The sequence below is a fragment of the Nonomuraea insulae genome (genome assembly GCF_042656245.1).
The window spans coordinates 56,239-76,727 of the sequence record NZ_JBHSPA010000065.1 but is presented as its reverse complement, the minus strand read 5'-3'; the positions used below and the strand labels follow the sequence as shown (position 1 = coordinate 76,727).

The window sequence follows — 20,489 nt, the reverse complement described above, 5'->3', positions numbered from 1 at the left end:
AATGTCCGGAATGATGGGCGGCAGTTCCCGGCGCGTGGCCCTGATCGTCGCCGTGGCGTGGTTCATGCAGAACCTCGACACCACGATCATCAACACCTCGCTCCCCCAGATGGCGCACACGTTCGGCGTGGACGTCGTCAGCGTCAACATCGGCATCACGGCCTACATCGTCGCGGGCGCGGCCTTCATCCCGCTCGGCGGCTGGCTGTCGGACCGCTACGGCGCGAAGCCGGTGTTCGCGACCGCCATCGTGGTGTTCGGCCTCGCCTCGATCGGCTGCGCGGCCTGTACGGAGTTGTGGCAGTTAGTCCTGGCCCGCGTCGTCCAGGGCGTCGGCGGCGCGCTGATGATGCCGGTCGGCCGCATCATCGTGCTCAGGAACGCCGGCAAGGAGGACCTGCTGCGCGCGACGGCACTGATCACCTGGCCCGGGCTGATCGCGCCGGTCATCGCCCCGGTCGTCGGCGGGGCGCTGACCACCTGGTTCGGCTGGCAGTGGATCTTCCTGCTCAACGCGCCGCTCACCCTCATCGGCACCGTGCTGGTGCTGGCGTACGTCCCCAACCAGCGCGAACCCCACCCCAAGCCGCTGGACCGCACCGGCACCGTCCTGGTCGTCACGGCGCTGAGCCTGACGATCTACGGTCTGTCCGAGCTCGCCCAGCCGTCGGCGCTCGGCCTGGACCTCGCCCTGCTCGCCGTCGGGTGCGCGGTGGGGGCGGTGGCCGTCTGGTGGTTCCGCCGCTCCGCCCACCCGCTGGTCGGGCTCCGGCCACTGCGGGTCCCGACGTTCGCGGCGACGACCCTCTACGGCGGGAACCTCCAGCGGCTGGCGATCAGCGCGACCCCGTTCCTGATCCCGCTCATGTTGCAGGAGGCGTGGCGGCTGAACCCCCTTGAGGCCGGCCAGATCGTCCTGGTGTACTTCCTGGGCAACCTGGTCATCAAGGTGATCACCACGCCGCTGCTGCGCCGGTTCGGGTTCCGTACGGTGCTGGCCGTCAACGGCGTCGCGGTGGCGCTGTCGATCGGCGCGTGGGCGCTGCTGGACGTGCGTACCGGCATCGTCGTCGTCGGCGCGGTCGCCTTCGTCGCCGGGGCCACCCGGTCGATCGAGTTCACCGGGACCAACACCCTCACCTTCGCCGACATCGAGCCCGAGGACCGGGCCTCGGCCTCGACGTTCTTCAGCATGATGCAGCAGATCTCCACGGCGCTCGGCGTGGCCGCCGCCGCGATCGTCCTGCAGGCCGCCCACGGCACGAGCGCGGCGCCGCTCACCCAGTCCGACTTCGCCCTGGCCTTCGTGGTGACCGGCGCGGTAGCGCTGCTCGGCGCCGTCCTCATGCTGCGGCTGCGCAGGGACGCCGGCCAGGAGGTGACCGGCCACCGGCCGCGCGGAAGCGGCGAGGCCGTAACTCACTAGGGCACTCGCCAGGGGTCCGCCTTCACGACAGCGCACCCGCGGGCGTATGTTTGACTCCGTGACCGGATGTGAAATCTGGTCAACAGGTCACGGAGGAGATGAGATGAGCGAGGAGCGGGCTGACCGCATCCTGGACGCCGCCGCGGAACTGCTGGTCGCCTGGGGGTACCGGCGGGTGACGATCGAGGATGTCGCGCGCCGGGCCGAGATCGGCAAGGGCACGGTCTACCTGCACTTCAAGACCAAGGAGAGGTTGTTCCTCACCGTGGTGATGCGGGAGCAGGCACGGCTGGTCGACCGGCTCCTGACCGCGTTCGCGGCCGATCCGGCCAACGTGCTGCCGAGCGAGCTGGCCAGGCTGACATACCTGTGGGTGCACGAAGACGTGATCGTCCACGTGATCGTCACCGGGGACCAGGAGACGCTCGGCGCGCTCGTCCGCAGCGCCGAGGGCATCGGCCCGCTCATGAAGGCGCGCGGGCAGGCGATCGCCGACTACTTCGAGATCCTGCGGGAGCGGGGTGTCATCCGTGACGACCTGCGGCCCGACGAACAACTGCACGCGTTCACCGCGGCGCTCACCGGGTTCCTGAACGTGGATCCGTACCGGATGAGCGCGGAGGAGATGTCGCGTGAGGCCAAGGCCGACCTGCTGGCGTACATGGTCAGGTCGGCACTCGAAACCCCCGACGCGCCGGCGCGGGCGAGCCGGGCCGTGCCCCAGGTGCTCGATCTCTACCGGAACCTGCGCGAACTGCTGGTCGAGGAGATCAGCAGGCAGAAACTCACCTGAACCCACCCGAGTGGAGGCGTCGTGAACGTCGTCAACCTGATGGACCCCGCCCTCTTGCGGGACCCCTTCGGCCAGTACGCCCGGATCCGGGAGGAAGGGCCGATGATCAAGGGCACCTACGCCGGGAGCGCCACGCCGATGTGGCTGGCCACCCGTTACGAGGACGTCAAGAACGTGCTCAGCGACACCCGGTTCGTCAACAATCCGGCGAACGTGCCGGGGATCCGGGTGGACAACATCCGTGAGCAGGTCATCGCGGCCAGGAAGCTCGACGCCGATCTGGCCCCGTACATTCTGGACAGCATTCTCGACGTGGACGGCCCCGACCACATGCGGCTGCGGCGCCTGGTCTCCCGCGAGTTCACCGCCCGGCGGGTGATCGAGATGCGCCCCCGCCTGAGCGAGATCACCGAGTCGCTGCTCGACGGGCTGGGCGACGAGACCGACCTGATCAAGGACTTCGCCTACCCGCTGCCGATCACGGTCATCTGCGAGCTGGTCGGGGTGCCGGAGGAGGACCGTGCCGCGTGGTGGGAGCAGAGCCAGGCGCTGATGACCTTCGAGCCCGGCGGGCTGAACGCGCCGCTGCGGGCGATGGTCGAGCTGTCCGAGAACCTGATCGCGCGGCGGCGCGCGAACCCCGCGGACGACCTGCTGTCGGCGCTGATCCGCACGCATGACGAGGACGGCGACCGGCTGAGCGACGTCGAACTGATCACCATGATCGTCACCCTGGTCCTGGCCGGGCACGAGACGACCACGCACCTGATCGGCAACGGCACGCTCGCCCTGCTGACCCACCCCGACCAGCTCGACCTGGTGCGGAAGGACCCGGAGTTGTGGCCGCGCGCCGTGCACGAGCTGATGCGCTGGTGCGGGCCGGTGCACGGCGCGCAGATGCGGTACGCGGCCGAGGACGTCGAGCTGGGCGAGCAGAAGATCACCAAGGGCGACGGCATCATCGCGATCCTGGTCGGCGCCAACTACGACCCGCGCCGCTTCGACGACCCGGAACGACTCGACGTGACCCGCGAGCAGGACTCCCGGCGCGAGGTGCACCTGGGCTTCGGGCACGGCCTGCACTACTGCCTGGGCGCGGCGCTGGCGCGCACCGAGGCGGAGATCGCCTTCAGCGCGTTGTTCCGCCGCTTCCCCGGCCTCGCCCTGAACGGTGAGCCGGAGCGGGAGTACCTGCCGATGTCCTGGCGTCTGGCGAAGCTGCCTCTGCGCCTGTCCTGACCCGCGACAGACTCCACCCCATCGCCCCGGTTTCCCCCAGAAACCGGGGCTTTTCGCTGCGCAAGCCTCTGACCTGCGAAAACTCCGGGTACGGTGAGGGACAATCCCCCGTTCTGCTCATATGAGCAAATTTCGGCTCAAGTGTTGCAACGAGGTTAACAACGGACTTACGGTGCGTTACCTACGTCACATACGGAGGCCCCTATGAGTGGATTCCGGTCACTCACTATCCCTGCTCTCCTCCTGGTCGCCGCTCTGACCGCCTGTTCGGTGTCCACCACCCCCGGCGGATCAACAGGGAACGCCGACCAGAAGACGGACGGCCCGGTCGCCATCGGCTTCAGCCAGGCGACCCAGCAGTCCCCCTTCTACGTCCAGCTCCGCGAGGGCGCCGAGGCGGCCGCCAAGAAGGCCGGCGGCTCGCTCTACTTCGCCGACGCGGGAGGCGACGTCACCAAGCAGAACAACGACATCCAAGACCTGATCACCCGGCAGGTCGATGTCCTGCTCGTCAACCCGGTGGACCCGCAAGGGGTGCAGCCGGGCATCGCCGCGGCCAAGGCGGCCGGCGTACCGGTCGTGACCGTGGACCGGCCGGTGCCAGAAGGCGCGGTCGCCCACGTCGGGCGCGACAACAAGGCCATGGGCGCGCTCGTCGGCAAGCGGCTGAGCGAGCAGCTCGGCGCCAAGGGCGGCAAGGTCATCGAGATCCGCGGCGACGCCGGGGGCGCGGTGGCCCGCGACCGCAGCGCCGGCTTCCACGAGGCCGTGGCCGCCAACCCCAAGATCAAGATCATCGAGGGGCCGTACTCGGACTACGTGCGTTCCAAGGCGGTCACCGCGATGCAGGACCTGCTCCAGGTCCACCCCGACGTCGCCGCCGTGTACGCGCACAACGACGACATGGCGCTCGGCGCCCTCCAGGTCCTCAAGGAGAACGGCAAGGACAAGGTCCTGGTCTCCGGCGTGGACGGGCTCATGGAGGCGGTCAAGCAGATCCCCTCCGGCCAGTACGTGGCCACCGCGCTCAACGACCCCCTCTCCCTCGGCGCGAAGGCCGTGGAGACCGTGATCAAGGTCCAGAAGGGCGAGAAGGTCGAGCCCTCCATCGACGCGGGCACCGAGCTGGTCGACACGGACAACGCGGCCCAGTTCGCGGGCGACGGCGAGTTCGCCCAGGCAGTCACGAAGTAGGCCCAGGCAGTCACGAAGCAGGCCCAGGCAGTCACGAAGCAGGAAGGCTCAAGCATGTCGGAAACCATGCAGGCCGCGGTGCTCCACGCCCCCGGCGACATCAGGGTCGAACAGGTCCCCATCCCCGAACCCGGCCCCGGTGAGGCGCTCGTCCGCGTCGCCGCCTGCGGGGTCTGCGGATCGGACGTGCCGCGCATGTTGCGCGCGGGGGCCTACCACTTCCCGATCATCTGCGGCCACGAGTTCTCCGGGCACGTCGTACGGCTCGGCGACCGCCTGGCCGCCACCGGCCGGGTACGCGAGGGCGACCTGGTCACCGTGCCCCCGCTCATCCCCTGTCGCATCTGCGCCCCCTGCAGCCAGGGCCACTTCAGCCTGTGCAAGGACTACGGCTACTTCGGCAGCCGCCGCGACGGCGCGTACGCCCAGTACGTCACCGTGCCGGACGAGAACCTCATGGTGCTGCCGGAGGGGCTCGACCCCCGGGCCGCGGCCATGCTCGACCCGGCGGCGATCGCGCTGCACGCCCTGTGGCGTACCAAGATGCGCGGCGGCCACCGCGTCGCGGTGGTCGGCGCGGGCCCGATCGGGCTGTTCGCGGTGCAGTGGGCCAAGATCGCCGGGGCCGCCGAGGTGCTGGTGATCGAGCTGAACGAGCAGAAGGCGGCGATGGCGGCCGAGGCGGGCGCCACGCACACCGCGACCAGCGCCGAGGCCGCCGCCGAGGTGGCCGGTGACGGCTACGACGTGATCATCGAGTCGGCGGGCGTGCCCGCCACCATCGACCAGGCCGTGACGCTGGCCGCCCGGCACGGTGAGGCGGTGTTCATCGGCATCCCGCACGATCCGGTGGTGCTGCCGAAGTCCACGTTCAGCTCGTTCCTGCGGCGTGAGGTCACCCTGCACGGCGCCTGGAACTCCTTCTCCGCGCCGTTCCCCGGCGAGGAGTGGCGGGTGGCGGCGCGGGCGCTGGCCTCCGGCGACCTCGCCTGGAAGTTCATGATCACGCACGAGCTGGGGCTGGACGCGCTGCCCGAGACCATGGTCGCCCTGGGCGAGCGGTCGATCTTCAGCTCCAAGGTGCTCTTCCTGCCGAACGAGGGCTGACGATGGCTGCCTTCCTCGCCCTCGACCTGGGAACCGAAGGCGCCCGCGCGGCGGTCTACAGCGGCGAAGGGGCGCTCATCGGGGCCGGCGACCACACCTACCCGACCCGTTTCCCCCGGCCCGGCTGGGCCGAGCAGGACCCGGACGACTGGTGGCGGGCGAGCGTGCACGCCGCCAGGCAGGCGCTCGCCGAGGCGGGCGGCCCGCAGATCAACGGGATCGCGGTGGCGACCACGGCCTCGACGGTGGCCGTTCTCGACCGGGACGGGCGCCCGCTGCGGCCGGCCCTGCTCTGGATGGACTGCCGGGCCGGCGAGGAGTCCGAGCTGACCGCGCGCACCGGCCACCCGGTGCTGCGGTACTCCGGCGGCTCCGACGCGGTCGAGTGGCTGGTGCCCAAGGCCATGTGGTTGTCCCGCCACGAGCCGGAGACCTACCGCGCCGCCGCGCGCATCACCGAGGCGGTCGACTACATGGTCTGGCGGCTCACCGGGCGGTGGGCCGGATCGCGCATGAACGCGGTCTGCAAGAGCAACTACGACCCGCGCGGGGCCGGCTTCCCGCACGACCTGTACGACCTGCTCGGCATCACCGACCTGGGCGAGAAGCTGCCCGACGACATCGTGCCCGTCGGCGACCCCGTGGGAGCGCTCAGCGCGGGCGCCCGCGAGGAGCTCGGCGTAACCGGGCCCGCCACCGTCGTGTCCGGCGGCATCGACGCGCACCTGTCGCTGCTGGCCATCGGCGGCGCCCGTGAGGGCCAGGTGTCGATCGTCTGCGGCACCTCCAACGCCTTCGTCACCGAGATCGCAGAGCCGGTCTTCCCCGCCACCGTGTGGGGGCCGTACCCGGACGCGCTGCGTACGGGCCGCTGGCTCGTGGAGGGCGGCCAGGTGAGCGCGGGCTCCGTGCTGGCCTGGACGGGCGAGAAGCTGATCGGCCGGCCGCGGGCGGAGATCGGCGGGCTCATCAAGGCCGCGGCGGAGCTGCCGCCGGTCGATCACGGCCTGATCGTCCTGGACTACTTCATGGGCAACCGCACCCCGCTGCGCGACCCGCGCCTGCGCGGCGCGGTGCTCGGGCTGACCCTGGCCAGCTCCCCCGAGCAGGTCTACCGGGCGGCCGTGGAAGGCGTCGCGTACGGCACCCGCCAGGTGATCGACTCCTTCGTCGACGGCGGGATCGCCGTGGACGAGATCTTCGTCTCGGGCGGCATCCAGCGCAACGAGCTGTGGCTCCAGACGACCGCCGACGTGCTCGGCCGGCCGGTACGCCTGGTCGCGGGCGACAATCTCACCCTGCGGGCCTGCTCGGTGCTGGCCGCGGCCGGGTCCGGGTGGCACGCCTCGCTGGCGGAGGCGGCGGCGCAGTACGCGCCCCCGGTCCGCACGGTGGAGCCGGTCGCCGGGCACGTGGAGGCGTACGGGGCCGGCTACGCCGACTACCGCGCCGCCACCGCCGCCACGACGGAGCTCTCCCACCGGCTGAGCGGGAGGTCCGGCTCATGAGCACCGACGAACAGCTCTACCAGGTGGCCGTGCGCTACTACGAGAGCGGCGAGACCCAGGAGCAGATCGCCCACGCGATGCACCTCACCCGCTGGAAGGTGGGCAGGATGCTGGCCGAGGCGCGCGAGGTCGGCATCGTGCGCATCGAGGTGCTGCACCCGCGCTCCCGCGTACGCACGCTGGAGCGTTCCCTCAAGGAGCGCTTCGGCCTGCGTGAGGCCATCGTGGTGGCCGACGGCGGCGGCGACCCCGAGCAGGTGCGCGACCGGGTGGCCGAGGCGGGCGCCGAGCACGTGATGGAGCTGCGGCCCTCGCCCCGCCTGATCGGCGTCTCCTGGGGGCGCACGCTCGACCGGCTGGCCGGCGGGCTCGCCCCCGGGTGGGCCACGGGCGTCAACGTGGTGCAGATCAACGGCGGCCTCAGCCGGTCGCGGCAGCCGACCAGCGCGCACAGCATGGCCAGCCTGATCGCCCACCACGGCGGCGGCACCGCGACGCTGCTGACCGCCCCGGCGATCCTGGAGCAGGAGAGCACCCGGGCGGTGCTGGAGAGCGACCGGGCCGTCTCCGAGGTGCTCGCGCTCGCCTCCAGGGCCGACCTGTTCCTGTTCAGCCCGGGCGGCATGGGCAACGACTCGGTGCTGGTGGACTCCGGTCAGATCGACGCCGACGATCTCGAAAGGCTCTCGAACGCCGGTGCGGTGGGCGACGTGCTCGGCCGCTTCATCGACGCCGAGGGGCGGATCGTCGACGCCGGGCTGGACGGGCGCACCCTCGGCCTCTCCCTGGATGTCCTGCGCTCGGCCACCACCTCGATCGCGCTGGTCAGCGGCGCGGCCAAGCACGCCGTGTGCCGGGCCGTCGTGTCGAGCGGCCTGTGCGACGTGCTGATCACCGACGACCAGAACGCCCACCACCTCCTGGAGGCACCATGACCGCTGGAGGCACCGTGACCGCGGAACGACTGCGCATGGCCGGGATCGTCAAACGTTTCCCCGGCGCCGTCGCCCTGGACGGGGTCGAGCTGAGCGTGCGGCCCGGCGAGGTGCACTGCCTGCTGGGCGAGAACGGGGCGGGCAAGAGCACGCTGATGAAGATCCTGGCGGGCTCGTACCGGCCGGAGGAGGGCACGATCCTGCTCGACGGGCAGCCCTTCAGCCCCACGACGCCGCACGCCGGGCTGGCCGCCGGCATCGCCGTCATCTACCAGGAGCTGGACCTGCTGCCTGACCTCACCGTGGCGCAGAACCTGCTGCTGGGCAGGACGCCGCGGCTGGGCCCGTTCGTCCGCCGGTCACGGCGGGCGCGGCTGGCCCGCGAGGCGCTGGACCGGGTCGGCGCGAGCTTCCCGGTGACCACGCGGGTCAGGGACCTGCCGATCGCCTCCCAGCAGCTCACCGCCATCGCCAAGGCGCTGACCGCCGACGCGCGGGTGATCGTCATGGACGAGCCGTCCGCCACGCTCGGCGAGAGCGAACTGCTCGCCGTCTTCGCCGTCATCCGGTCCCTGACCGCCGAGGGCCGTTCGGTGATCTTCATCTCGCACCGGATGGACGAGGTCATGGAGATCGGCGACCGCGCGACCGTCCTGCGCGACGGCCGTACGGTCGGCGTCTACGACCTGGCCTCGACCGGCCCCGACGAGATCGTCGCGGCGATGATCGGCGAGGCCGGGGAGCTCGTGGGCGCCACGGACCGGCCCGAGCCCGAGGGCGAGCCGCTGCTGAGCCTCGAACGGGTGCACGTGCCGGGGCTGCTCGACGTGCGCGACCTCGACGTGCGGCCAGGAGAGGTCGTGGGGCTCGCCGGGCTCGGCGGCGCGGGGCGCACGACGCTGCTGCGCGCGTTGTTCGGCGACCTCAAGGCGGACGTCTCCGCCCGGCTCGACGGCCGCCCGCTCAAGGTGAGCAACCCGGGCGCCGCCGTGCGGGCGGGGCTGGCCCTCGTCCCGGAGAGCCGCAAGGAGCAGGGGCTGATGCTGGGTCTGTCCGTGAGCCGCAACGCCGCCATCGGCGCGCTCGGCAGACCCCCGTGGTTGTTGCCGGGCAAGCTCGGGCGACGCCTGACCAGGCCCGCGCTGGACAGCCTGGGCGTCAGGTCCTCCGGGCCAGGCCAGCTCGTGGGCCAGCTCTCCGGCGGCAACCAGCAGAAGGTCGTGCTGGCCAAGTGGATCACCCGCGGCGGGATCAGGGTCCTGCTGCTGGACGAGCCCACGCGCGGCCTGGACGTCGGCGCCAAGGCCGACCTCTACCGCCAGGTGCGCCACCTGGCCGACCAGGGCGTGGCCGTGCTGCTCGCCAGCAGCGAGCTCAACGAGCTGACGGCCAACGCCGACCGGATCCAGGTCCTGTACGAGGGCCGCAACGTCGCGCGCTTCGACCCCCGGGTCAGCCCGGAGAGCGTGATCGCGCACACCGTCATCACAGGAGCGACACCATGACCGCATCCGCCGGCTCATCCGTCGGCACCGCCGCCACCGCCCAGGAAGGCGCCGCCCGCTCGCGCCGCGGCGCCGACCTGATCGTCAAGTCCAACCTGCTGCTGGTCTTCCTCGCGTTGTGCGTGGTCGCCTCGCTGCTGGCCCCGCAGTTCCTCACCGGCCGCAACATCGCCAACCTGCTCCAGCAGTCCTCCCTGACCGGAATCGTGGCCATCGGCATGACCATGGTGGTGCTGACGGCGGGCATCGACCTGTCCGTGGGCAGCGTGGCGGCCTTCGGCGGGATGTCGGTCGCCCTGCTCATGGCCGCCGGCGTGCCGCTCGTCTGGGCGATCGTGCTCAGCATCGCGGCCGGGGCCGTGTTCGGCGCGTTCCTGGGCGGGCTGTCGGCGTACCTGTCGCTGCCCTCGTTCATGACCACGCTGGCGGGGCTGACCGCCGTGCGCGGGCTCACGTACCTGCTGACCGACGGCAAGCCGGCCGAGAGCGGCGGGTCGGAGGCGTTCCAGCTGCTCGGCGGCGGGTTCGTCGGCTACGTGCCGATCGTCGGGATCATCTTCGTGGTGATCACGATCCTGGCCGCCGTGGTGCTGCGCGGCACCACGTTCGGCGAGTACGTCTACGCGGTCGGCAGCAACAAGGAGGCCGCGCGGCTGTCGGGCCTGCCCGTGCGCGGCGTGATCACGACCGTGTTCGCCGTGTCCGGCGCGCTGGCCGCGCTGGCCGGGGTGCTGCTCACCTCCCGCCTGACCGTGGGCCAGCCCACGGCGTTCGACGGGATGGAGCTGGACGCGATCGCGGCCGTGGTGCTCGGCGGCACCAACCTGTTCGGCGGCCGGGGCGGCGTGTTCGGCACGTTCGTGGCGGTGCTGCTGCTGTCGGTGCTGCGCAACCTGTGCAACCTGCTCGGGCTCGGCTCCTTCTTCCAGATGGTGGTGACCGGTCTCATCCTGCTGGTCGCCCTCGTACTCAACCTGCTCATCGAGAGGCGTGGTGCTCGTGCCTGACACCGTCCCTGGCTCGCTGCGGGCCTACCTGCACGGACTGCCCGGCGTGGACGAGGTCGGCGTCCGCCGCAGGGCCGCCGACCTGGCCACCAGGTCCGTCAAGACCACGGCCAAGCGGCAGGCGATCGACCTGGCCATCCGGATGGTCGACCTGACCACCCTGGAAGGGGCGGACACGCCCGGCAAGGTGCGGGCGCTGGCGGCCAAGGCCGTACGACCCGACCCGGCCGACCCGGCGGTTCCCTCCGTGGCCGCGCTCTGCGTGTACCCCGACATGGTCGCCACGGCCGCGCAGGCGCTGGCGGGCAGCGGGGTCGGGCTCGCCTCGGTCGCCACCGGCTTCCCCTCCGGGCGGACCTCGCTGGAGGTCAAGCTGACCGACACCCGTGTGGCGGTGGCCGCGGGCGCCACGGAGATCGACATGGTCATCGACCGAGGGGCCTTCCTTTCGGGCGACCACCGCAAGGTCTTCGACGAGATCGTCGCCGTCAAGGAGAGCTGCGGCCAGGCGCATCTGAAGGTCATCCTGGAGACCGGCGAGCTGGTCACCTACGACAACGTGCGCCGGGCGTCCTGGCTCGCGCTGCACGCGGGGGCCGACTTCATCAAGACCTCGACGGGCAAGGTCGCGCCCGCGGCCACCCTGCCGGTCACTCTGGTGATGCTGGAGGCCGTCAGGGACTACCGGGCGGCGACCGGGCGGCAGGCGGGGGTGAAGCCGGCCGGCGGCATCCGCACCACCAAGGACGCCATCCGCTACCTCGTGCTGGTCAAGGAGATCGCCGGGGACGACTGGCTGGACCCCGCGTGGTTCCGGCTCGGCGCCTCCACGCTGCTGAACGACCTGCTCATGCAGCGGGCCAAGCTCACCACCGGGCACTACTCCGGACCCGACTACTACACCATCGACTAGGGAGAGGCGTGGAGATCTTCGAGTACGCGCCCGCGCCGGAGTCACGTTCCATCGTGTCCATCCGGCCGTCGTACGACCTGTTCATCGACGGGGAGTTCGTCGAGGCCAAGAGCGACGAGCGCATCGTCACCGTCAACCCGGCCGACGAGGAACCGCTCTCCGAGGTGGCCGCCCCCGGAGCCGCCGACGTGGAGCGGGCCTTCGCGGCGGCGCGGCGGGCGTACGAGCGCGTGTGGTCCACCCTGCCGGGCGCCGAGCGCGGCAAATACCTGTTCAGGATCGCGCGCATCATCCAGGAGCGCGCCAGGGAACTCGCGGTGCTGGAGTCACTGGACAACGGCAAACCGATCAAGGAGACCAGGGACGTCGACCTGCCCCTGGTCGCGGCCCACTTCTTCTACTACGCCGGGTGGGCCGACAAGCTGGCGCACGCCGGGTTCGGCAGCACCCGGCCGCTGGGCGTGGCGGCGCAGGTCATCCCGTGGAACTTCCCGCTGCTGATGCTGGCGTGGAAGGTCGCGCCCGCGCTGGCCGCCGGGAACACGGTCGTGCTCAAGCCCGCAGAGACCACGCCGCTGACGGCGCTGGCCTTCGCCGAGATCTGCCAGGAGGCGGAGCTGCCGCCCGGCGTGGTGAACATCGTGACCGGCGCCGGTGACACCGGCCGAGCCGTGGTCGCGCACCCGGACGCCGACAAGATCGCCTTCACCGGCTCGACCGAGGTGGGCAGGCAGATCGCCCGCTCCGTGGCGGGCACGGGCAAGCGGGTCACGCTGGAGCTGGGCGGCAAGGGCGCCAACATCGTCTACGACGACGCGGCGATCGACCAGGCCGTCGAGGGGATCGTGACCGGGATCTTCTTCAACCAGGGGCACGTGTGCTGCGCGGGCTCGCGCCTGCTGGCGCAGGAGTCGATCGCGGAGGAGCTGCTGGCACGGCTGCGCGCCCGGATCTCGCTGCTGCGGCTCGGCGACCCGCTGGACAAGAACACCGACATCGGGGCGATCAACTCGGCCGCGCAGCTCGCCAGGATCCGCGAGCTGGCCGCCGCCGGGGAGTCGGAGGGGGCCACGGGCTGGTCGCCGGCCTGCCCGCTGCCCGATCGCGGGTACTGGTTCCCGCCGACCGTGTTCACGGGGGTCACGCAGGCGCATCGGATCGCCCGCGAGGAGATCTTCGGGCCGGTGTTGTCGGTGCTCACCTTCCGCACGCCTGAGGAGGCCGTGGCCAAGGCTAACAACACGCCGTACGGGCTCTCGGCCGGGGTGTGGACGGAGAAGGGCTCCCTGATGCTCTGGACCGCCAGCCGGCTGCGTGCCGGCGTGGTGTGGTCCAACACCTTCAATGTGTTCGATCCCGCCAGTCCTTTCGGCGGCTACAAAGAGTCCGGGTACGGCCGCGAAGGCGGGCGTCACGGGCTGGAGGCGTACCTTGGCTGACATCCCTCCGCGCATCGCGGTGCGCAGGACGTACAAGCTCTATGTCGGTGGCGCGTTCCCGCGCTCGGAATCAGGCAGGTCCTATCCCGTGACGTCCGCGGCCGGAGTCCACCTCGCCAACGCCGCCCTGGCCTCCCGCAAGGACGTGCGCGACGCCGTGGTGGCGGCGCGGAAGGCGTTCCCCGGCTGGTCGGGACGGACGGCGTACAACCGGGGGCAGATCCTCTACCGGGTCGCCGAGATGATGGAGGGGCGGCGCGAGCAGTTCGCCGCGGAGGTCGGCGCGGCCGAGGGCGTGGGCAAGGCGAAGGCGCAGGCGCTGGTCTCGGCCGCGATCGACCGCTGGGTCTACTACGCCGGGTGGGCCGACAAGCTCGGCCAGGTGCTCGGCGGCGCCAACCCGGTGTCGGGCCCCTTCTTCAACCTCTCCCAGCCCGAGCCGACCGGCGTCGTGGGCGTCCTCGCGCCCACCGGCTCCTCGCTGCTCGGGCTGGTCTCGGTGCTCGCGCCGGTGATCACGTCGGGCAACACGGCGGTGCTGGTGGCCCCGGAGCGCGCCCCGCTGCCGGCGGTCACGCTGGCCGAGGCGCTGGCCACCTCCGACCTGCCCGCGGGCGTGGCCAACCTCCTGACCGGCCGCGTGGCAGAGCTGGCCCCGCCGCTGGCCGGGCACGCCGACGTGAACGCTCTCGACCTGGCCGGCGCGGGCGATCTCGCGACCGAGCTGGAGGAGCTGGCGGCGACGACGCTCAAGCGGGTCCTGCGGCCCGGCCCGGACGACTGGAGCGACCCCGACCCCGGCCTGTCCCGGGTCAGGCCCTTCCTGGAGACGAAGACGGTCTGGCACCCGATCGGCCTTTGACACGATCCAAGTGCGGGGTTTTGACACAGCCTTGTCACGATCGCGGTAACAATTGGTTGCCTTTCCCTCATGCTCTGTTATGGTCCCGTCTTGTCCCTAATTGGGGCAAACCTTTACCTTCCTAGGAGGATCATGAGGAGCACGAAGAGGGCGGCCGCCCTGACCGTGGCCGTGGCGACCGCCGCCGCACTGGGTCTCTCGACCCCGGCGATGGCCGCACCTGCCGCGACCGCCCAGGCCGTCCAGAACCAGCCGCTGCAGGACTGGCTCTCCCTCGACGCGCTCAGCGGGTCGAAGCTGCTGCAGCGCGTCAAGGACCTGGTGGGCAAGGGCTACGTCCCCTCGGCGCTGAATGTGACCAACGCGGCCAACCCGCAGTACACGACCCTGTGGGTCAAGGACACCGTCAGCAAGGTGAACGTGCTGCAGGGCCTTTCGGCCACCGACCTGCCCAAGCGCATCGCGGAGCAGGCGAAGCTCGGCTACCTGCCCAAGCTGATCAGCGGCACCGGCGCGGGCCCCGGCGCGGTCTTCGGCGCGGTCTTCGAGAAGACCACGAGCCTGGTCAAGTCCGAGCTGACCTTGACCAAGGAGACCCTGGTCAAGGTCAACGCGGAGATGTCCGCCGCCGGCCTCAGCCTCGCCTCGCTGGACGTGTACGGGACCGTGGAGCGGCCCCTGTACGCGGCCGTCTGGGTCGCGGGCGCCGTCGGGGGCACCCTCCAGGTGACCCTCGGCCAGACTGTCGAGCAGCGCGGCAAGGAGCTCCTGACGAAGACCCGGCAGGGCCTGAGCCCGGTCCTCATGGCGATCGAGCCCGGCGGCCTCTACTCCACGGTGTGGGGCAAGGTCGGCACCACCGGCGTGAAGGAGTATCTCAACCTGTCGCAGGTGACCTACACGCTCAAGGCGGCGCAGCTGAAGGCTCTGGGCTACGAGCCGCAGATCCTCAGCTCCGAGGGCGGCGTCATCGCGGCCGTCTTCCGCAAGGGCTAGGACCTCTCGTGGGCTGAGTCCGGCACAGGATCAGTGTGCCGGACTCAGCCTTACGATAGTGCAGGTCAGCGGCATCCGCGCCGATCCGGCGACAACTCTCGGATCCTGGAGCGCGAACCCCCGTTTTCAGTTAGTTTCCGATACTTTCGGAAACCCTTCCGGCATACCTCCTGTTCAGGAGCTCGGCATCAGATCGCACACCGAAACATTTCGGAACATGCGTTGACATGTTTCGGTGGGATTCCCAGACTGATCGCCAACGCCCCACTCGGAAGGGAGAGCCTGTGAGCAGCAGCCTGGCCCGCTCCAAGATCCGCACGAGGGCCGTCGCGCTGGCGGTGGCGACGACGCTCGCGTTCGCCGGAGCGGTGACGGTAGCCTCCCCTGCGGCCGTCGCGGCCCCCGGAGTCGAGAACGAGGGCGCCGACTGCGCCGTGCCCGGCCTGCCCGACGCGGGATCCCTGCCCACCAACGCCAGACTCCCCGACCCGTTCAGGAAACTGGACGGCACCCGCATCTCCGCCAGATCCGAGTGGCGATGCCGGCGGGAGGAGATCAAGAGGCTGGCGGAGAAGTTCGTCTACGGCGAGAAGCCCCCGAAGCCGTCGAGCGTCACCGGCACGGTCTCGCGCACCGGCATCACCGTGAACGTGAACCACAACGGCAGAAGCGCCGGCTTCTCGGCGAGCGTCTCCCTGCCGAGCGGCTCTGGCCCCTTCCCCGCCGTCGTCGTCCTGGGCGGCTTCGGCGCCGACACGGCCGCCATCACCGCGGCCGGCGCCGCCGTCATCAACTACGACCCGTACGCGGTCGGCCGTGAGGGCACACCCCGCAACAACAAACAGGGCGCCTTCTACACCGTCTACGGCGCCACCAGCAGCACGGGACTGCTCCTCGCCTGGGGCTGGGGCGTGAGCCGGATCATCGACGTCATCGAGCAGTCGGACGGCAGCATCCTCAAGGCGGACGCGACCGGCGTCACGGGCTGCTCCCGGTTCGGCAAGGGCGCCTTCGTGACCGGCGCGTTCGACCAGCGCATCGCGCTGACCATGCCGATCGAGTCCGGCAGCGCGGGCGTGCCCATCTTCCGCGGGATCCCCGGGGAGGGCGCCCAGAGCCTGAGCAGCGCGTACGGCGAGCAGCCGTGGCTGGGCGACGCCTTCGGCACCTTCACCGGCAGCCCGGCCAGGCTTCCCGTGGACACGCACGAGATGGTCGCCATGTTCGCGCCGCGCGGGCTGTTCATCATGGACAACCCCCACATCGCCAACCTGGGTCCCAGGTCCGCGAGCGTGGCGGCCCTCGGCGGGGCGGAGGTCTACAAGGCACTCGGCGCGGGCGACAACATCACGTACTGGTCCGACATCCAGGACGGCAACCACTGCGCCAACCGGGCGGAATGGCGGACCCCGCTCCAGCAGAGCATCCAGAAGTTCCTCCTGAAGACCGGCAACTCCCCCGGCACGATCAGGATCTCCTCCAGGGCGCAGGGCAACCTGGCCGAATGGCGGGACTGGCAGACGCCGGCCCTCGGCGACTCCGGCGACACCACCGCACCGAGCACACCCGGCACGCCCGCCGCGACCGGCGTGACCGCCACCGGCGCCACGCTGACCTGGACCGCCTCCACCGACCAGGGCGGCTCCGGCCTGGCCGGCTACAACGTCTACCGCGAGCAGGGCGCCACCGACCCGCAACTCGGCCAGTCCACCACCAACTCGATCACCCTCACCGGGCTGACCGCCGGCACCCAATACCAGGTGTACGTACGGGCGCGGGACGTCGCGGGCAACCTGTCCGGCAACTCCCAGCTCGTCACGTTCACCACGACCACCACCGGCGGCGGCGACACCTCACCGCCGACGGCCCCGGCCGGCCTGGCGGCCTCGGGAACGACGTCCACCGGCACCACCCTGAGCTGGACGGCCGCCACGGACGACACCGGCGTCGCCGGCTACGACGTCCTGCGCGCGACCGGCAGCACGTTCACCCAGGTCGGCACCACGGCCACGACCTCGTACGGCGACACGGGCCTGACCCCGAGCACCACCTACCGCTACCAGGTCAGGGCGCGGGACGCCGCGGGCAACACCTCGCCGGTCTCGAACACCGCCGAGGTCACCACCCAGCCCGGCACGTCCACCGGAGGCTGCACGGCCGTCGCGACCGTACAGACGCAGTGGAGCACCGGGTACGTCATCCAGCCCCTGACCATCACCAACACCGGCACCTCGGCGATCACCGGATGGACGGTCACGTTCACCCTGCCGGCCGGCCACACCCTGACCGGCTCCTGGAACGGCACCACCACGGTCAGCGGGCAGACCGTCACCATCAGGAACGTCGGCCACAACGGCGCCCTCGCCCCTGGCGCCGCCACCACCAGCGTCGGCTTCCAGGCGACCCGCCCGAACGGCAACACGGCGGTCCCGTCCGGCTACACCTGCGCCTGACACCCGGCACCGCATCGGGGAAGATCACCCTATGGATCCGATCCATAGGGTGATCTTCCGTCTGTCGACGCGGCGGGTTGCCCGCGGACAGTCACGTGCCTACGTGGAGCGTTCCCGCGCACGGACCACCGGACGCTACCTTGCCGCGGTGACGGCGCGGGTCAGGAGTTGCAGCCGCAGGCGCAGGTGCTGGCGCATGAGCAGGACGAGCCGTGTCCGCAGGAGCAGTTCTTCGAGGATTTTGTCGTCATATCGCATACATTGCGCGCGGCGGTGCTCCTTGAACTCGCCGCGAAGGGACAAACTCCTCCCCTGAGGCGTAGGAAGGAATGGAGAAACGTGTACGTGATCGACGCGCACTGCCAGGTCATCTCGGAGGACCTGACGAGATACCCCAGGTCCCCGATCGGCGGCGAGCAGCCCCGGCCGGTGACCGCGGAGGAGATGGCGGCGCGCATGGACGGGGCGGGCATCGAGCAGGCCGTCCTGGTCCAGGCCACCACGGTGTACGGCGGCGACAACTCCTACGTCGTGGACGCCGCCCGCCGTCACCCCGGCCGATTCGTGGCGGTCGGCGCCTTCGACCCGCTGCCACCGGACGCCCCCGGACGCCTGGCGGCCCTGGCGGGTGACGGCGGCCTGGCCGGGGTGCTGCTGTTCACCAGCGACGGCACCGCGCCCAGCGAGTGGTTCGCCGCCCCGGAGACGTTCCCGTTCTGGCGCGAGGCGGAGGAGCTGGACCTTACCGTCTGCCTGGAGCTGCGCCTCGGGCCCGCGACGGAGCGGTTGCGCGCGATCCTGGAGCGCTTCCCCGGTGTCCGGGTGCTCCTCGGCATCGACGGCTCACCGGCGGAGGCCGGCCGCGAGGTGGCCGGCCTCGCCCGGTACCCGGGCCTGCATCTCAAGCTCACCCACCGCGACCTGGAGCCGCCGCGTGACGCCGGCAAGGAGGCGGCCGCCTTCCTGGAGCCCGTGGTGGAGGCGTTCGGCGCGGAGCGGATCGCCTGGGGATCGAGCGGCCCGGCCGACGGGCAGCGGTTGCCGGAGCTGCTCCGGCTGGCCCAGGACGTCCTCGCGGACCTGCCGGCGAGCGCCCAGGAGGAGATCTTCGCGGGCACCGCGCGGCGGCTGTATCCGGGCCTGACGCGGGCGCCGGAGCCGAGCAGGACCGCGCGGACCCGGCACGACCAGGCGTACGAGGGGCTGCGCTCGCTGCTGCTGTCGGGCGGCATCGAGCCGGGCGCCCGGCTCACCGAGGCCGAGCTGACCAAGATGTTCACCGTCTCCCGCAGCACCATGCGGGCCGTGCTGGTCCAGCTCGCCCAGGAGGGCTACGTCACCAGCGAGGTCAACCGCGGGGTGCGCACCCGCAGCTTCTCGGTCGAGGAGGCTCTGGACATCCTGGAGGCGCGCGAAGTGCTGGAGTCGGCCCTGGCCGGCAAGGCCGCGGAGCGGGCCACCGAGGAGGAGATCCACGGCCTGCGCGGCACGCTGGAGGCGATGCGGGAGTGCGAGCGGCTCGGCGACCAGTCCGGTTACTCGCAGGGGAACCGCAGGTTCCACCAGCAGATCAAGGAGGCCGCCCACCAGCGGACCCTGGCGCGGGCGTACGACACGCTGCTCTATCCCCTGGTGATGCGGCAGTACCGCAACCTGTCCGCGCACCACCCGCGCGCCGGGTCGCTGGAGGAGCACCAGGCCATTCTCCTGGCCATCGTCACCCGCAACCCCGACGCGGCCGTGGCCGCGATGCGCCACCACGTCGCCTCCGCCCGCCAGGCGCTGCTGCTCGTCTCGGCCTCCGGCAGCGCCTGAACCGTCGCATCGGGCCGGGAGACGTACGCGGAGGAGTGCGCAGGACGGTCGCGAGGACGGCTCGCCGGGCAGCGAGGCTGACCGGCGAGACTCATCTCAGAGCGCGCGGGTGAAGAGCGCCCGTAGCGCGGCGAAGTGCCGCTCGCACGCGGCCTCGTCGTACGCCGAGGTGTCCGACATCGAGTAGCCGTGCGGCGCGCCCGCGTACACCTCGTTGACAGCCGTCAGCCCGGCGTCCTTCAGCGCCCTGCCGAGCGTCTCGACGGCCTCGGGCCCCATACCCCGGTCGTTGTCGGCGTGCCCGAAGACGAACTCCGCACGCGCCGTGGGCAGGCTCAGGTGCGGGCTGTCCGGCTCGTCGGTGGCCAGGCCGCCGCCGTGGAAACCGCCGACCGCGCCGACCGCCTCGGGATGCGCCCCGGCCGCGCGAATGGCGAGCCGCGCGCCCATGCAGTAGCCGACCGCGCCCACCGGCCCGCCGGACACCCCGTCCAGGTCGCGCAGGGCGGGCAGGTAGGTGTCGATGTCGGCCAGCACGCGCTCCGTGGTCAGCCCGCCGATCCGCGGCCCGGCCACGGCGAAGAACTTCTCGCGTTCCCCCGGCTGACGCAGGTCGCCCTTCGGGGCGAGGTCCTCGGCGCGGCCGTCGCGATAGAAGAGGTTGGGCGCGAGCACGACGTAGCCCCAGCTCGCGATCCGGTCGGCCATCTCGTTGATTCGCGGCCGCAGCCCGATCGCGTCGATGAACAGCAGCACGCCAGGGTGCTCGCCGGAATCGGGCCGGGCCACGTAGGCCTCGGCGGTGCCGTCGGGGGCAGAAATCTGGATCATCGTCTTCCCGTTCACCGATGTGAGAATGTTTCCAGAGTCAGCTAATCACTGGCGGGATGCCGATGTCGGTGGCGACGCCGGCCGGGCGCCGTCCTGGTCGCCGCGCCTCACCGCGCTGGGGGCGGGTGCGACGGCGGCACCGCTGTGACAACGCAAATCCGGGCCCGCACCTCCAGTGAGGTGCGGACCCGGATTTCAGACCCGGAGGTCAGGCGGCGACGATGTTCTCCGCCTGCGGGCCCTTCTGGCCCTGAACGACGTCGAAGGACACCTTCTGGCCTTCGGTCAGCTCACGGTAGCCGCCGTTGGAGACGATGTTGGAGTAGTGCGCGAAGACGTCGGCGCCGCCGCCGTCCTGCGCGATGAAGCCGAAGCCCTTTTCAGAGTTGAACCACTTAACGGTGCCGGTAGCCATGTCGATCTCCTACAGATATGTGCATAAATTACGAGATCCACACCGCGCGAA

At 71.1% G+C, this 20,489-nt stretch carries 18 protein-coding genes; 15 read left to right on the top strand and 3 right to left on the bottom strand.

Annotated features, from left to right (window positions below; genetic code table 11):
- The first annotated feature begins 10 nt into the window (after nt 1-10).
- The 14 genes from ACFPZ3_RS47605 (at nt 11) to ACFPZ3_RS47540 (ending at nt 17,377) form a co-directional block, all read left to right on the top strand.
- On the top strand, nt 11-1,426 hold the full coding sequence (locus ACFPZ3_RS47605) for an MFS transporter (protein ID WP_379521031.1): 1,416 nt from the start codon (nt 11-13) through the stop codon (nt 1,424-1,426).
- Nucleotides 1,427-1,529: 103 nt separating this feature from the next.
- Entirely contained in the window at nt 1,530-2,219 is a 690-nt protein-coding gene (locus ACFPZ3_RS47600) for a TetR/AcrR family transcriptional regulator (protein WP_379521030.1), read from the top strand.
- A 21-nt stretch (nt 2,220-2,240) separates the two neighbouring features.
- On the top strand, nt 2,241-3,458 hold the full coding sequence (locus tag ACFPZ3_RS47595; protein ID WP_379521029.1) for a cytochrome P450 family protein: 1,218 nt from the start codon (nt 2,241-2,243) through the stop codon (nt 3,456-3,458).
- Nucleotides 3,459-3,662: 204 nt separating this feature from the next.
- The gene (locus tag ACFPZ3_RS47590) at nt 3,663-4,652 is read left to right on the top strand and encodes a substrate-binding domain-containing protein (protein WP_379521028.1); all 990 of its coding nucleotides are present in this window, start codon (nt 3,663-3,665) and stop codon (nt 4,650-4,652) included.
- Nucleotides 4,653-4,706: 54 nt separating this feature from the next.
- Nucleotides 4,707-5,759 (top strand): galactitol-1-phosphate 5-dehydrogenase, encoded by a 1,053-nt coding sequence (locus ACFPZ3_RS47585; protein ID WP_379521027.1) that lies wholly within the window; start codon nt 4,707-4,709, stop codon nt 5,757-5,759.
- A 2-nt stretch (nt 5,760-5,761) separates the two neighbouring features.
- On the top strand, nt 5,762-7,267 hold the full coding sequence (locus tag ACFPZ3_RS47580) for an FGGY-family carbohydrate kinase (protein WP_379521026.1): 1,506 nt from the start codon (nt 5,762-5,764) through the stop codon (nt 7,265-7,267).
- Entirely contained in the window at nt 7,264-8,202 is a 939-nt protein-coding gene (locus ACFPZ3_RS47575; protein ID WP_379521025.1) for a sugar-binding transcriptional regulator, read from the top strand. The genes ACFPZ3_RS47580 and ACFPZ3_RS47575 overlap by 4 nt, the downstream gene beginning before the upstream one ends.
- A complete protein-coding gene (locus ACFPZ3_RS47570) occupies nt 8,199-9,707 on the top strand; it encodes a sugar ABC transporter ATP-binding protein (protein ID WP_379521024.1) in 1,509 nt (502 codons plus the stop codon). Before ACFPZ3_RS47575 ends, ACFPZ3_RS47570 begins: the two co-directional genes overlap by 4 nt.
- Entirely contained in the window at nt 9,704-10,714 is a 1,011-nt protein-coding gene (locus tag ACFPZ3_RS47565) for an ABC transporter permease (RefSeq protein WP_379521023.1), read from the top strand. Before ACFPZ3_RS47570 ends, ACFPZ3_RS47565 begins: the two co-directional genes overlap by 4 nt.
- Complete coding sequence (gene deoC, locus ACFPZ3_RS47560) at nt 10,707-11,627, top strand: deoxyribose-phosphate aldolase (RefSeq protein ID WP_379521022.1); 921 nt, start codon at nt 10,707-10,709, stop codon at nt 11,625-11,627. The genes ACFPZ3_RS47565 and deoC overlap by 8 nt, the downstream gene beginning before the upstream one ends.
- Before the next feature lie 14 nt (nt 11,628-11,641).
- On the top strand, nt 11,642-13,066 hold the full coding sequence (locus ACFPZ3_RS47555; protein ID WP_379521052.1) for an aldehyde dehydrogenase family protein: 1,425 nt from the start codon (nt 11,642-11,644) through the stop codon (nt 13,064-13,066).
- Nucleotides 12,972-13,928, top strand: a complete 957-nt coding sequence (locus ACFPZ3_RS47550; RefSeq protein WP_379521021.1) for an aldehyde dehydrogenase family protein — start codon at nt 12,972-12,974, stop codon at nt 13,926-13,928. Before ACFPZ3_RS47555 ends, ACFPZ3_RS47550 begins: the two co-directional genes overlap by 95 nt.
- A 132-nt stretch (nt 13,929-14,060) precedes the next feature.
- Nucleotides 14,061-14,924 carry a hypothetical protein gene (locus tag ACFPZ3_RS47545; protein ID WP_379521020.1) on the top strand — a complete coding sequence of 288 codons (864 nt, stop codon included), beginning with the start codon at nt 14,061-14,063 and terminating at the stop codon, nt 14,922-14,924.
- A 284-nt stretch (nt 14,925-15,208) separates the two neighbouring features.
- A complete protein-coding gene (locus ACFPZ3_RS47540; RefSeq protein ID WP_379521019.1) occupies nt 15,209-17,377 on the top strand; it encodes a fibronectin type III domain-containing protein in 2,169 nt (722 codons plus the stop codon).
- A 135-nt stretch (nt 17,378-17,512) separates the two neighbouring features.
- On the opposite strand, the gene ACFPZ3_RS47535 is transcribed toward ACFPZ3_RS47540, so the two are convergent.
- Nucleotides 17,513-17,635, bottom strand: a complete 123-nt coding sequence (locus ACFPZ3_RS47535) for a hypothetical protein (RefSeq protein ID WP_379521018.1) — start codon at nt 17,633-17,635, stop codon at nt 17,513-17,515.
- Between the two features lie 81 nt (nt 17,636-17,716).
- Here ACFPZ3_RS47535 and ACFPZ3_RS47530 point away from each other — a divergent pair, with 81 nt between their 5' ends.
- Complete coding sequence (locus ACFPZ3_RS47530) at nt 17,717-19,192, top strand: FCD domain-containing protein (RefSeq protein WP_379521017.1); 1,476 nt, start codon at nt 17,717-17,719, stop codon at nt 19,190-19,192.
- 96 nt (nt 19,193-19,288) lie between these two features.
- Here the strand turns inward: ACFPZ3_RS47530 and ACFPZ3_RS47525 are convergent, their stop codons facing one another.
- Both ACFPZ3_RS47525 and ACFPZ3_RS47520 read right to left on the bottom strand, forming a co-directional pair.
- On the bottom strand, nt 19,289-20,038 hold the full coding sequence (locus ACFPZ3_RS47525) for a dienelactone hydrolase family protein (RefSeq protein ID WP_379521016.1): 750 nt from the start codon (nt 20,036-20,038) through the stop codon (nt 19,289-19,291).
- 193 nt (nt 20,039-20,231) lie between these two features.
- Nucleotides 20,232-20,438 carry a cold-shock protein gene (locus ACFPZ3_RS47520; protein WP_106245888.1) on the bottom strand — a complete coding sequence of 69 codons (207 nt, stop codon included), beginning with the start codon at nt 20,436-20,438 and terminating at the stop codon, nt 20,232-20,234.
- Nucleotides 20,439-20,489: the final 51 nt, after the last annotated feature.

What these genes read in the sequence shown, in the direction of transcription:
- ACFPZ3_RS47605 (WP_379521031.1), top strand. Translation starts at nt 11, where the DNA reads ATGATGGGCGGCAGTTCCCGGCGCGTGGCCCTGATCGTCGCCGTGGCG.
- ACFPZ3_RS47600 (WP_379521030.1), top strand. Translation starts at nt 1,530, where the DNA reads ATGAGCGAGGAGCGGGCTGACCGCATCCTGGACGCCGCCGCGGAACTG.
- ACFPZ3_RS47590 (WP_379521028.1), top strand. Translation starts at nt 3,663, where the DNA reads ATGAGTGGATTCCGGTCACTCACTATCCCTGCTCTCCTCCTGGTCGCC.
- ACFPZ3_RS47585 (WP_379521027.1), top strand. Translation starts at nt 4,707, where the DNA reads ATGTCGGAAACCATGCAGGCCGCGGTGCTCCACGCCCCCGGCGACATC.
- ACFPZ3_RS47580 (WP_379521026.1), top strand. Translation starts at nt 5,762, where the DNA reads ATGGCTGCCTTCCTCGCCCTCGACCTGGGAACCGAAGGCGCCCGCGCG.
- ACFPZ3_RS47575 (WP_379521025.1), top strand. Translation starts at nt 7,264, where the DNA reads ATGAGCACCGACGAACAGCTCTACCAGGTGGCCGTGCGCTACTACGAG.
- ACFPZ3_RS47570 (WP_379521024.1), top strand. Translation starts at nt 8,199, where the DNA reads ATGACCGCTGGAGGCACCGTGACCGCGGAACGACTGCGCATGGCCGGG.
- ACFPZ3_RS47565 (WP_379521023.1), top strand. Translation starts at nt 9,704, where the DNA reads ATGACCGCATCCGCCGGCTCATCCGTCGGCACCGCCGCCACCGCCCAG.
- ACFPZ3_RS47550 (WP_379521021.1), top strand. Translation starts at nt 12,972, where the DNA reads ATGTGTTCGATCCCGCCAGTCCTTTCGGCGGCTACAAAGAGTCCGGGT.
- ACFPZ3_RS47545 (WP_379521020.1), top strand. Translation starts at nt 14,061, where the DNA reads ATGAGGAGCACGAAGAGGGCGGCCGCCCTGACCGTGGCCGTGGCGACC.
- ACFPZ3_RS47535 (WP_379521018.1), bottom strand. Translation starts at nt 17,635, where the DNA reads ATGCGATATGACGACAAAATCCTCGAAGAACTGCTCCTGCGGACACGG.
- ACFPZ3_RS47520 (WP_106245888.1), bottom strand. Translation starts at nt 20,438, where the DNA reads ATGGCTACCGGCACCGTTAAGTGGTTCAACTCTGAAAAGGGCTTCGGC.